We start from the raw sequence: 12,528 nt of genomic DNA, 5'->3' as shown, positions 1-12,528 counted from the left end.
CGCGTTTCTGTACCTGCGGTTGTGGGGCTTTCTTTGCGTCAATCGACTGCCAGGTTGTCTCGAGCCCACTGTTCCGCCGTAGTGACCTGAATCGACTGCTGTTCGTTGAAAGTCCCCGCTTTAGGCCACGACACGCCTCTGCCTTGGGCAAATACGGCGCGGTATTTTTTGATGTGGTGAGTGGGGTCTTTTTCCAGTTCCTGCATCAGGTACGGAACCGTCCAGACGTTACGCTTGAACGGCCGCCCCAGCACACGCTCAAGCAGGCTCGCCACTTGCCCATAGGTCACCGTGTCGCCAGACAGGTACACGATCTCATTGCGAAATCGCGGTTCGAGGAAAACGACGTCTGCTGTCAGCTTGCCGATGTCCTCCGGTGTCGTGAGCGTCACGCTGGTTTCCAGGCTGCCCAAGGCGTTGACGGTGTGGTTCTCAAAGTCGACGACTTCGAATACCGGCTCGAACAGAAAACTGGTGAACATGCCGGTCGAGATGATCACCCATTCGGTTTTGTCCTGAGCGCGGAGCAACTCGCGCACGTCGAGTTGCGCATCGAACAAATCCTGCGGACTGCCCCGGCCAATTACTTCGAAATCTACGCCAAACTGCCAGGGGAAGTAGCGCTTCACGCCGGACCTGAGCGCTGCTGTCGCCAGTTTCATCGGCGTTTCACGGCCCGCGACCATGCCGGCGCAGCCTATGACGGTATCGAATGCTGCGAACACTTCGGCCAGTTGATCGATGGAATCGTTAACCAGGTCTGCAGCGACTAGCTGGATGCCCAGACTGCGCAGTTCATCGATTTCCCGCTTTTTCTCAGGGACTTGTGTGTTGATGGTCGAATCCCTGAGCAGGACGCTGATGGTGCTGCCGGGCGAGCGTTTTGCTACCCGCGCAAGATTGCGCAGCACCGGCAGGCCGAGTTCGCCGGCGCCGAGTACGAGAATGGATTGTGGGGAAGGGGGGGGCGATGCGGTCATGATGTCTCCTGAGATCTGTCGTCTGTATGATTTTGCGATGCTGGCACGATTGCGCAGCGCTCAGAAGAAGGCACACGCGTGATACCAGGGGGACATATGACCGATGAGGAAACCCTTAGCCAGGCAGAAGCGATCTGCCAGACGCTAAGACGAGACGATGATGGCGTGCGGCGCGAAGTCCTGGCTCACGCCGGTAGCCGCTGGTCACTGGGTATCCTGCATGCCCTGGGTGTGTACGGCACGATGCGTCATGCCGAGATCAAACGGCAGATGACGGGCGTGACTCAGCGCATGTTGACCAAGACGCTGCGTGCACTGGAACGCGATGGTCTGCTGATACGGCGGGAGTTGGATCAAGTGCCGCCCCATGTCGAGTACGAGCTGACGGCGTTGGGTATGGAGCTGTTGGTTCGTATGTCGCCGATTTGGACTTGGGTTGTGGAGCACGTGGATGATTTTCGCGAGGCGCGCCGGGTGTTTGATGGTCAGAGTGGGAAAAAACCTGCGTGGCAGGTTCCGGTGGTGGGGCTGGTTGATTTGGATGGGTCTGATTGATTGGTTGCTTTGGTTCAGGCCATTGCGCAGAACGTGGCGAATCTGTTGCCGGGTTTGGGGCTTGCGATTAGAAGCGGCCCTCACCCCAGCCCTCTCCCGGAGGGAGAGGGGGCCGACCGAGGTGTCTTGCGGGGTACGTCGACCTGGAAGATTTTGGTGATTATGGGTTTGGTGAAAGGCTTTGGCGATTATGGTTTTGGTTAAGGACCTTCGATTTGGCTTTTTGAGCTTGGCCATTTTGGATTCAGTGCATGGCTTTCAAGTCGGTGTAGCTCTCGAATATCCCCGAATCGGTCCCCTCTACCTCTGGGAGAGGGCTAGGGTGAGGGGCTTTCGGTTCGGGACATTAAAGTCTCCAACCTGGCCAACGGTGGAGCATCCTGGTTGCGGTCAAATACCTGAATGCCAATCTTGAGTAAGCGGCCGTTTTCGGCTGCGCTGATCACCTGCTCACACCGCAACAACAACCGCCCCTGATCGCAATCCAGCGCTTTCATACCCATCGGCAACCTGCCTTCCAACCGCAACTCCGCCATCCGACTCTGCGCCGCAATCATCGCCACCGAGCGATCCCGCAAAACCCCGCTACTCTGCGTCATCAACCCCGCCACGCGCACAGCCGCCGACATCGCCACGGCAATAATCGCCAGCGCTACCAGCACCTCAATCAACGTGAAACCCTCTTCCCGCGAACGCGCACGCATAAACCGCCCAAAGCCAAAACCCAGCCCTCGACGCTAACCCGCGTCCTTGACGGCTTGACGACGAAAACACCCGAGGATTTTCAACATCACTGACATATCTTCTTGCAACACTGCGCGTCGAATCGAATCAAGCCAGGGTATGTCGAGATGGATATCGCACCTTTCAAATCGCTTCAGCAACCGTTGCGCACGCCGCGTGGGCAGCATGGTTTTACCCTGATCGAGATCATGGTGGTCGTGGTGATTTTGGGGATTTTGGCGGCGATGGTGGTGCCCAAGGTGCTCGACCGGCCGGATCAGGCGCGGGCGACGGCGGCGAAGCAGGATATTGGTGGGTTGATGCAGGCGTTGAAGTTGTATCGCCTCGATCACGGCACTTACCCGAGCATGAATCAGGGGCTGAAGGTGTTGGTGGAGAGGCCGGCGGATGCGAAGAACAGCAATTGGCGCTCGTACCTAGAGCGTTTGCCGAACGATCCGTGGGGGCGGCCTTATCAATACCTCAACCCTGGCGCCAATGGCGAGATCGACATCTTTTCCCTCGGTGCCGACGGTCAGCCTGACGGCGACGGCGTGAATGCCGATATCGGTTCCTGGCAGTTGTAAGGCCGGCCATGAACAGCCGCTCGCCTGAGGGGGCGAAGCAACAGGGCATGGCGATTATCAGCGCGTTATTGATTGCGGCCGTGGTGGCGGTGATTGCGGCGGGCATGTTGACGCGCCAGAGCGTGTCGACCCGTGCGCTGGAGGCGGATCAGCAGCGTGTGCAGGGGCGTTGGCTGGTGCAGGGCGGGTTGGAGATCAGCCGTCAATTGTTGTGGGACGCACGTCAGCGCGATCCGTTGACCCGGCTCGATCAGCCGTGGGCGCAGCGGCTCTCCGCGCAAGGTTTTGAAGGGCGGCTGGAGGATGAGCAGGGCAAGTTCAACTTGCGCAATCTGGTGGCCAACGAGCGGGTCGATGAGGCGCAGGTCGCGGCTTTTCAGCGCTTGTGCGAGTTGATCGGGGTCAGCGCCGGTTTGAGTCAGCGCATCAGTCAGCGGGTGATTGCCTCTTATCCGCGACTGCTGAATCCGCAGATAGCCGAGGCGCCGAAAAGCGGTTTCGACAGTGGCCGCGCGACCTCGCCCAACGCTTCACACAAACCGCAAAAACCGACGTTGCCGATGCTGCGCAGCATCGATGATTTGCGCAGTGTCGACGGCGTGAATGAGGCGGTGATGGGCAAACTGGCGCCGTACCTGACGGTGATCCCCGCGACGACCTGGCTCAATGGCAACACGGCCACCGCGCCGGTTTTAGCGGCTTATGTACCGGGGCTGTCGCTGGAGCGTGCCAATGCGCTGATCGCCGAGCGCGATGCCGGGCGTTGGTTTATCAACCGTGGTGATTTTGTTAACCGCTTGCGCATGCCGCAATTGGAACTGACCAGCGTCAAGGTCGGCATTACCAGTGACTGGTTTCGCCTGCGCGGTGAGGCGCGGCGTGATCAGCGGCGGGTCAGTCTTGAGGCGTTGTTGCATCGCAGTCAGGACCGCTTACCGCAGGTGATCTGGTCGCGGGTGGGCGTATGAGCCAGTTGAAAGTGGCGTTGCCGCCTTTGGCGGAACTGGATCTACACAGTCAATTGCACTGCGCCTGGCTGGATCGGCAGGGTCAGGTCACGCGGGAAGAACGCCACAGTCTGAGCCAGTTGAGCAAGCAGGCGAAACTGCCGCCGCTGGTGTGTTTTCTGCACCCGGCTGACAGCCTGTTGGCGAGTCTCGATTTGCCGCCGTTGCCGGCCAGCAAGATTGTCGCGGCGGTGCAGTGTGCGGCGCAGGCCTTGATGCTCGGCGACAGCAGCGCGATGCACATCGCGCACAGCTCGCGGGACGAGGCCGGGCAGGTGCAGATTGCTTGGGCGCCTCGGCAACAGTTGTTGGGTTTTGGCCAGTTGCTCAAAAGCGCTGGGCTGAACCTGCGCGGTCTCTACCCGGCACCCTACAGTTTGCCGGTGCTGCCCGGCACCGTCGCTTGCGTGCAGGACGGGCATTTGTTGCTGCGCGATAGCGTGCAAGCGGCGCGGGTGCAGCCGTTGTTCGATGACGGTTTCGACGGTGTCGTGTGGGAACCGGGCGTCACTTTGCATTGGATCGGTGAGCAACCGCCGCCGGGTGCTGAACTGCCGATGGCGGGTGTGCAGCGCTGGACCGGGCCGCTTCCGGGTTGGGGGCTGCATGGCGCGGTCCAGCAACAACAAACCGAGCATCGCGGCTGGGGCAGGGCGATCGCCCTGTCAGCGTTGGCCGTGGCCATTTGGGTGATCGGTTTGAACCTTTACGCCGCTCGCGAGGCCGGGCAGGGCCAGCAGTTGAAAACCCAGATGAACCTGCGGGTAAAGCAGGCGTTTCCCGAGTTGCCGGTGATTCTCAACCCGTTGCAACAGGCTCGCCAGCAATTGGCGGCGCGGCAGAAGGGCGCGGCGGATGATCCGGCGCAGACCTTCAATCGTTTGGTGTTGCAGGCCGGTAGTGGCATGCCGTCGATGGCCGGCAGTGTCGAGCGGCTGACGTTTATCGACGGCGTCTTGCAACTGAGTCTGCTGAGTGAAGCCCGTCGCGGCGGCAATGATCAGGAGTGGCAAAGTACCTTGGCCCAGGCCGGTATCAGCGTTACGGCGGATGACGAGGGCTGGACCTTGCGTCCGGCCACTGAAGCCAGCCCAAGCGACAGCGATGACAACGGCGGAGCAGAAGAAGATGAATAAGGCCTCGCTCGCGCTCTATCGCGCCAAGTGGCAACGCTTTAACGCTCAGGTGCAGGCCCGTTGGCAGCCGTTGGCGCTGCGCGAAAAACGCATGGTTGGCGGTATGGCTGTAGCGCTGGTGGGCCTGCTGCTGTGGGTTGCGCTGATCCAGCCACCGCTGAAGAAAATCGCTTATTGGGAAGCCGAGACGCCAAAGCTGCGCGCTCAGACTGAAGCGCTGGAAGTATTGCTGCGTGAAGTCAGCGTGCGTCCCGCCGGGCAAAGCGTGGCGCAGTCGCTGGAGCAGACTCTGCAGGCCAGCGGCCTCGCCGGGCACTATCAGTTGCAAGCCGGGGAGGCGGGCGCTTGGCAGTTGACCTTCGACGCGGCAACGGCCGACGCCGTGCTCGACTGGCTGTTGAGCAACCCGGCACAACATTCTCTGCAAGTGGTCGAGGCCCGTTTGCAACGCGCAGACAACCCCTCGACCGAAGTCACCGCCGGCACTTTGTCAGGCACCGTTCGCATGGATCAGGCGCTGGGCGCTAAGGAAGCTTCATGAAGGGGTCAGGATCCAAACCGGCACGTCTGGCGTTGCCGATGCTGCTGATGGCGTTGAGCGCGTGCAGCAACACCACCACACCGCAGAATCAGCCGCCGTTGCTGGTCGACAGCGAGCTGGGCCGGCCGCTGGCCAACACCCAGCGCAGCGGCGACGCGGTGCTCGATCGCGAGCGCGCGCAGGCTCAGGCGCGACCCGTGCCGAAGCAATTGCACAACATCACCCAGCGTGCGCGCAGCGGCGCGGCACCGTCGGGCATTGCCTTGCCGAGTAATCCTCTGGGTGATCAACCGGTAACGCTGAATTTTGTCGACGCGGATATTCAAGCGGTGGTGCGGGCGTTGTCGCGTTCGACTGGGCAGCAGTTTCTGGTCGATCCTCGGGTGAAGGGCACGTTGACGCTGGTCTCGGAAGGTCAGGTGCCGGCGCGGCAGGCTTACGACATGTTGCTGGCGGCGTTGCGCATGCAGGGTTTTAGCGTGGTCGATGTTGGCGGTGTGGCGCAGGTGGTGCCGGAGGCGGATGCGAAGTTGCTTGGCGGGCCGATTTACAGCGCCGACAAACCGGCGGGCAACGGCATGCTCACGCGCACATTTCGTCTGCAATACGAAAACGCGGTGAACCTGATTCCGGTGCTGCGCCCGATCGTTTCGCCGAACAACCCGATCAATGCCTATCCGGGCAATAACACCATCGTCATCACCGATTACGCTGAGAACCTGACCCGCGTTGCGCAGTTGATTGCGAGCATTGATTCGCCGAGCGCGATCGACACCGATGTGGTGCAGATCCAGAACGGCATTGCCGCTGACATCGCGCCGATGGTGGCTGATTTGCTCGATGCACCGGGCAATGATCCGACGCAGAAAATCGCCGTGATCGGTGACCCGCGTTCCAACACCATCATCATTCGCGCCGGCAGCCCGGAGCGCACGGAACTGGCGCGTAACCTGATCTACAAACTGGATAACGCGCAGAGTAATCCGAGCAATCTGCATGTGGTTTATCTGCGTAACGCGCAAGCAGCGAAACTGGCGCAGGCGCTGCGCGGTTTGCTCACCGGTGAGAGCGACAGCGGCACCAGCGACAGTGCGCGCTCGGTGCTCAGTGCCATGGGCGCAAGTACCGGCGGCAGCGCTGGGCAGAATGGCCAGAGCGGCACGCAAACCAGCGGCAGCACCTCGACCACCAACAGCAGCGGCAGCACGGGTGGCAGTTACGCGCAGGGCAGCAGTGGCAGCGCAACCGGCAGCGGCGGTACGCAGAACAGCGAACAGAACGTCGCCTTCAGTGCCGGCGGCGTGACCATTCAGGCTGACGCCACCACCAACACTTTGCTGATTTCCGCGCCGGAGCCGTTGTATCGCAACCTGCGCGAGGTGATTGATCTGCTCGACCAGCGCCGCGCGCAAGTGGTGATCGAAAGCCTGATCGTCGAAGTCGGCGAGGACGATGCCAGTGAGTTCGGCGTGCAGTGGCAGACCGGCAACCTCGGTGGCAATGGCGTGATCGGTGGCGCGAATCTGGGTGGCTCGGGGATCAACGTCAGCGGCAAAACCAGCATCGACGTACTGCCGCAGGGTTTGAACCTGGGTTACGTCAACGGCACTGTCGACATCCCCGGCATCGGCAAGATTCTCGACCTGAAGGTGCTGGCCCGGGCCTTGAAAAGTAAGGGTGGCACCAACGTGCTGTCGACGCCGAACCTGCTGACCCTCGACAACGAAGCGGCAAGCATTTTTGTGGGGCAGACCATCCCGTTTGTCAGCGGCAGTTACGTCACTGGCGGTGGCGGCACCAGCAATAACCCGTTCCAGACCGTGACCCGTGAAGAAGTGGGTTTGAAGCTCAATGTGCGCCCGCAGATTTCCGAGGGCGGCACGGTCAAGCTTGATATCTATCAGGAAGTCAGCAGCATTGATGAGCGGGCTTCGGCCAGTGCCAATTCGGCGGGGATTGTCACCAACAAACGCGCGATCGACACCAGCATTCTGCTTGATGACGGGCAGATCATGGTGCTCGGCGGTTTGCTGCAGGACGGCTACAGCCAGAGCAATGACTCGGTACCGTGGCTGGGCGACATTCCGGGGATCGGCGCGCTGTTTCGCAACGAACGCCGAGCGATCACCAAGACCAACCTGATGGTGTTTCTGCGTCCGTACATCATTCGTGATAGCGAAGCGGGGCGCAGCATCACCCTCAATCGCTATGACTTCATGCGCCGCGCACAAGGTGGTTTGCAGCCGGAGCGCAGCTGGGCGATGCCAGACATGCAAGCGCCGCAGTTACCGACGGCGGCGCAGGGTGTGCCGGCGGTGTTACCTGGGGCGGGTCCGCGCGCCACTATCAAAGCGGTGCCCATCCAATGACTCCGCCATCGCCCCTTGATCTGGAAAACGGACCTGTAGGAGCTGCCGAAGGCTGCGATCTTTTGATCTTGCTCTTCGACGGATCCAAACGACCAAAGATCAAAAGATCGCAGCCTTCGGCAGCTCCTACAGGGATTGGGGAGGGCATGAGATGAGTGTGTTGCCTTACGCCTGGGCCAAGGCGCAGCGGATTTTGTTGTGCGATGGCGTGTTGACCGTGTGCCCGTCGACGCCGGGCTGGTCGATCAGCGAGGCGCGGCGTCAGTTTGGCGCGACCACGATTCAGCGGGTGCGCGATGATGAGCTGGATGGCTTGCTTGCCAGCGCTTATGCCGACACGGGCAGCGCGGCGGCAGTGGTCGGTGCGGCGGAAAACGAAGTCGACCTCGACCGCCTGATGCAAGACATGCCGGAAATCACCGACCTGCTCGACACTCAGGACGGCGCGCCGGTGATTCGCATGATCAATGCCTTACTCACGCAAGCGGCGCGCGACGAGGCCAGCGACATTCATATCGAACCGTTCGAAACCCATTCGGTGGTGCGCTACCGCGTCGACGGCACGCTGCGTGACGTGGTCTCTCCGCGCAAGGCTCTGCACGGTGCGCTGGTGTCGCGGATCAAGATCATGGCCCAGCTCGACATCGCCGAAAAACGCCTGCCGCAGGACGGTCGCATTGCCCTACGCGTGGCCGGTCGACCGATCGATATTCGTGTTTCAACCGTGCCGACCGGCCATGGCGAACGGGTGGTGATGCGCTTGCTCGACAAACAGGCCGGGCGCCTGCATCTGGAAACCCTCGGCATGGACGCGCAGGTATTGGCCAAACTCGATCACCTGATCCGTCAGCCTCACGGCATCGTTTTGGTCACCGGGCCAACCGGCAGCGGCAAAACCACCAGCCTCTACGCGGCACTGGCACGGCTCGATGCGAGTACCAGCAACATCCTCACCGTGGAAGACCCGGTGGAATACGACTTGCCGGGGATCAGCCAGATTCAGGTCAACGCCAAGATCGACATGACTTTTGCGTTGGCGCTGCGAGCAATCCTGCGGCAAGACCCGGACATCATCATGATCGGCGAAATCCGCGATCTCGAAACCGCGCAAATCGCCGTGCAGGCCTCGCTGACCGGACATTTGGTGCTGGCGACCTTGCACACCAATGACGCAGTGTCGGCGGTCAACCGCTTGATCGACATGGGCGTCGAGCCGTTTCTGCTGGCGTCGTCAATGCTCGGGGTTTTGGCGCAGCGACTGGTGAGGCGGTTGTGCAATCAATGCAAGGAAGAAGACCCCACCGCGCCCGGCACCTGGCGCCCGGTCGGCTGCCCGGAGTGCAATCAAACCGGCTACAGCGGCCGCACCGGCATCCACGAATTGTTTTGCATCGACGACGACATCCGCACCCTGATCCACCAAGGGGCGGGGGAGCAGGCCTTGCGCGCCTCGGCGGCCAAGGCCGGGATGTTCAGCCTGCGTGAGGACGGTGAACGCTGGATCCGCAGCGGCGCCACTGCCCCTGAAGAAATCCTCCGTGTGACACGGGACGCCTGATGAATCGCTATCGTTTTGAAGCCGCCGATGCCACCGGCAAGATCGAATCCGGGCACCTTGAGGCCGACAGCCAAGGCGCGGCGTTCAGCGTTTTACGCGGGCGCGGTTTGACCGCGTTGTCGGTGCACAAGGAAAGCAACGTTGCCCAGCACGGCGGTGGTGGATTGTTCAGCGCCAAACTCTCGGACAACGATTTGGCCTGGGCCACGCGGCAATTGGCGAGTCTGCTCGGGGCCAGCCTGCCGTTGGAAGCGGCGCTGAGTGCCACGGTCGAGCAGGCCGAGAAAAAGCACATTGCCCACACCCTAAGTGCCGTGCGCGCGGATGTGCGCAGCGGTATGCGACTGGCGGAATCACTGGCGGCGCGGCCACGGGATTTTCCGGAGATCTATCGCGCGCTGATTGCGGCGGGTGAAGAGTCTGGCGATCTGGCGCAGGTCATGGAGCGGCTGGCCGACTACATCGAAGAACGCAACAACCTGCGCGGCAAGATTCTCACCGCGTTTATTTATCCGGGCGTGGTTGGGCTGGTGTCGATCGGCATTGTGATTTTTCTGCTCAGTTACGTGGTGCCGCAGGTGGTCAGCGCGTTTTCCCAAGCGCGGCAGGATTTGCCGGGGCTGACCCTGGCGATGCTCAATGCCAGCGATTTCATTCGTGCGTGGGGCTGGTTGTGTGCGGCGCTGATCGCCGGGGCGTTCTGGAGCTGGCGTCTGTACCTGCGCAATCCGGCGGCGCGTTTGAGTTGGCATCATCGGGTGCTGAAATTGCCGTTATTCGGGCGTTTCATTCTGGGTCTGAACACTGCGCGTTTCGCCTCGACGCTGGCGATTCTCGGCGGCGCCGGGGTTCCGCTCTTGCGTGCACTGGAAGCGGCGCGGCAGACATTGTCCAATGATCGCCTGAGCCTGAGTGTCACTGAGGCCACGGCCAAGGTGCGCGAGGGCGTCAACCTGGCAGCAGCGTTGCGGGTGGAAAATGTCTTCCCGCCGGTGCTGATTCACCTCATCGCCAGCGGTGAAAAAACCGGTTCATTGCCACCGATGCTCGAGCGCGCAGCGCAAACCCTGTCGCGTGATATCGAGCGGAGGGCGATGGGCATGACCGCGCTGCTGGAGCCGCTGATGATTGTGGTGATGGGCGGGGTGGTGCTGGTGATTGTGATGGCGGTGTTGCTGCCGATCATTGAGATCAACCAACTGGTCCAGTAGCCGGTTTTGATGGTGTCTGATCGGGCCCCTTCGCGAGCAGGCTCGCTCCCACAGTGTTCTGTGTTGTGAAGTCAATTGCATTCGATCATTGAGAGCACTGAGTTGATCCAGTAGTGGTGTGTCAGATGTTTTTAGGGTGTCTGACCTGGCCTCATCGCTGGCAAGCCAGCTCCCACAGGTTCTTGTGTTGTGTCGCAGATCGCATTGACAACATGGCTCCTTGTGGGAGCTGGCTTGCCAGCGATGGGGCCAGTCAGGGCAACAAATAATCCAATCTTTTTTCCAGGACTTCAGCATCACCCGACCCTCAAAAGAACCATCCTCGGGTTCTCCTTTCTGTCATCTGCAACCACCCGCCAACGCCTCCAGCCCGATTCAGTCAAACCCGCGATCCAGACGCTGCGCAGCATCCGACAAACACCCGAGAAAATCCCTTCGGAAACAGCTCTCAGCTCCCGAGGTTTTTTCCTTTATCTGTCACCGGAAACTGCGAATTTCTCAGTGCGACTTAACCAAGGCCAACGCTAGCGAGGGCCCCGGTGAGTCCTCCCAGTGTCATGCAAGTCACCCGAAAACCTGTGTTCCCAAACCTAGTTGAAAAGGAGATTCTTCATGTTCAAGCGCACTCTGATCGCAGCCTCACTGACCGTCGCCGCTCTGGCATCCGCCCAGGCCATGGCCGTAACCGGTGGTGGCGCTTCACTGCCTGCCGCTCTGTACAAAGGTTCTGCCAACAGCATCCTGCCTGCCAACTTCAGCTACGCCGTAACCGGTAGCGGCATCGGCAAAAGTGCTTTCCTCTCCAACACCGCTTCGCAATTCGGCACCACCGGCACTGTGCACTTCGCTGCCAGCGATTCGATTCTCAACGCTACGGAACTCAGCAACTACACCGCCAACTTCGGTACTTCCTACGGCCCGCTGATTCAGTTGCCATCGGTTGCCACCTCGGTAGCGATCCCTTACAAAAAGACTGGCAACACCACCCTCAACCTGACCAGCGCGCAACTGTGCGACGCCTTGTCCGGTGCCAAGACCACTTGGGGTGAACTGCTCAACAACGACGCCAAAACCGACCCGACCCTGATCCGCGTGGTCTATCGCACGGCTTCCAGCGGCACCACTGAAATTCTCACTCGTCACCTGAACTCGGTGTGCCCTGGCCAGTTCGCCGTCAACACTACCTTTACCAGCGCTCGTCTGGGTGGCTCTCCGCTGCCGGGCAACTGGGTAGGTGTGGTCAACACGGCTGACGTCGCTACCGCCGTGAACGCTGTAAACGGTTCGATCGGTTATGTCGGTCCGGACGGTGTGAACGCGTCGAGCAACGCCGTAGTGGCGCGCATCAACGGTGTTCAGCCTACCAGCGCCAACGTCAATGCTGCCCTGTCATCGGCTGCTCTGCCAGCCACTCCATCCAACCCGGCGCAGTGGGTACCGGTCGTAGCCAACCCAGGGACCGGCTATGCCATGGCGGCCTACACCAACTTCATCTTCGGCCAGTGCTACAAGGACGCCGCTGTTGCCGCTGACGTGAAGGCCTTCCTGACCCAGCACTACAGCACTCCAGGCAACGCTGTTGCTACCGCTGCCCACGGCTTCATTCCGGTTCCAACCAACTGGAAAAACGCTGTGACCGCCAACTTCATCACCAACTCCTCCGGCAACAACCTGGACATCAACAACGCCAGCGTCTGCAACGGCGTGGGTCGTCCTTTGTAAGTCCTGCTACACGCACAATGAAATGGCAGCAGCCTTAGGGCTGCTGCCATTTTTTTTGGCCGATTTACACCTCAATCATGAAGTTTGTGTGACATCCGTTCGGTCGTGGCCCTCGCCAACAGCCTATGTCGTAACAGCA

At 60.8% G+C, this 12,528-nt stretch carries 11 protein-coding genes; 9 read left to right on the top strand and 2 right to left on the bottom strand.

What is annotated here, in order from left to right; all coding sequences use genetic code 11:
• Positions 1-38 precede the first annotated feature (38 nt).
• Entirely contained in the window at positions 39-980 is a 942-nt protein-coding gene (locus CKW14_RS16220) for an aromatic alcohol reductase (protein ID WP_095125646.1), read from the bottom strand.
• Between the two features lie 96 nt (positions 981-1,076).
• On the opposite strand from CKW14_RS16220, the gene CKW14_RS16215 reads away from it, so the two are divergent.
• Complete coding sequence (locus CKW14_RS16215) at positions 1,077-1,535, top strand: helix-turn-helix domain-containing protein (RefSeq protein ID WP_095125645.1); 459 nt, start codon at positions 1,077-1,079, stop codon at positions 1,533-1,535.
• Positions 1,536-1,852: 317 nt separating this feature from the next.
• On the opposite strand, the gene gspI is transcribed toward CKW14_RS16215, so the two are convergent.
• Positions 1,853-2,239, bottom strand: a complete 387-nt coding sequence (gspI, locus tag CKW14_RS16205; RefSeq protein ID WP_095125643.1) for a type II secretion system minor pseudopilin GspI — start codon at positions 2,237-2,239, stop codon at positions 1,853-1,855.
• A gap of 147 nt (positions 2,240-2,386) precedes the next feature.
• On the opposite strand from gspI, the gene gspG reads away from it, so the two are divergent.
• The 8 genes from gspG to CKW14_RS16165 all read left to right on the top strand — a co-directional run bounded on the left by gspG (position 2,387) and on the right by CKW14_RS16165 (position 12,389).
• On the top strand, positions 2,387-2,845 hold the full coding sequence (gspG, locus tag CKW14_RS16200; protein ID WP_095125642.1) for a type II secretion system major pseudopilin GspG: 459 nt from the start codon (positions 2,387-2,389) through the stop codon (positions 2,843-2,845).
• 8 nt (positions 2,846-2,853) lie between these two features.
• On the top strand, positions 2,854-3,813 hold the full coding sequence (gene gspK, locus CKW14_RS16195) for a type II secretion system minor pseudopilin GspK (RefSeq protein ID WP_095125641.1): 960 nt from the start codon (positions 2,854-2,856) through the stop codon (positions 3,811-3,813).
• Complete coding sequence (gene gspL, locus CKW14_RS16190) at positions 3,810-4,988, top strand: type II secretion system protein GspL (RefSeq protein ID WP_095125640.1); 1,179 nt, start codon at positions 3,810-3,812, stop codon at positions 4,986-4,988. Before gspK ends, gspL begins: the two co-directional genes overlap by 4 nt.
• Entirely contained in the window at positions 4,981-5,529 is a 549-nt protein-coding gene (gspM, locus tag CKW14_RS16185; protein WP_095125639.1) for a type II secretion system protein GspM, read from the top strand. The genes gspL and gspM overlap by 8 nt, the downstream gene beginning before the upstream one ends.
• On the top strand, positions 5,526-7,898 hold the full coding sequence (gspD, locus tag CKW14_RS16180) for a type II secretion system secretin GspD (RefSeq protein WP_095125638.1): 2,373 nt from the start codon (positions 5,526-5,528) through the stop codon (positions 7,896-7,898). Before gspM ends, gspD begins: the two co-directional genes overlap by 4 nt.
• Before the next feature lie 151 nt (positions 7,899-8,049).
• Positions 8,050-9,456 (top strand): type II secretion system ATPase GspE, encoded by a 1,407-nt coding sequence (gene gspE, locus CKW14_RS16175; protein WP_095125637.1) that lies wholly within the window; start codon positions 8,050-8,052, stop codon positions 9,454-9,456.
• Positions 9,456-10,667: a type II secretion system inner membrane protein GspF gene (gspF, locus tag CKW14_RS16170; protein ID WP_095125636.1), complete on the top strand. Its 1,212-nt coding sequence runs from the start codon at positions 9,456-9,458 to the stop codon at positions 10,665-10,667. The genes gspE and gspF overlap by 1 nt, the downstream gene beginning before the upstream one ends.
• Positions 10,668-11,279: 612 nt before the next feature.
• Complete coding sequence (locus CKW14_RS16165) at positions 11,280-12,389, top strand: substrate-binding domain-containing protein (protein WP_095049840.1); 1,110 nt, start codon at positions 11,280-11,282, stop codon at positions 12,387-12,389.
• Positions 12,390-12,528 lie beyond the last annotated feature (139 nt).

Origin of the sequence: Pseudomonas sp. Irchel s3a12, assembly GCF_900187485.1 — a bacterium.
In the GTDB taxonomy this organism is placed as follows: domain Bacteria; phylum Pseudomonadota; class Gammaproteobacteria; order Pseudomonadales; family Pseudomonadaceae; genus Aquipseudomonas; species Aquipseudomonas neuropathica.
The sequence above is the reverse complement of the archived record's forward strand: the minus strand, read 5'-3'. Positions and strand labels throughout refer to the sequence as shown.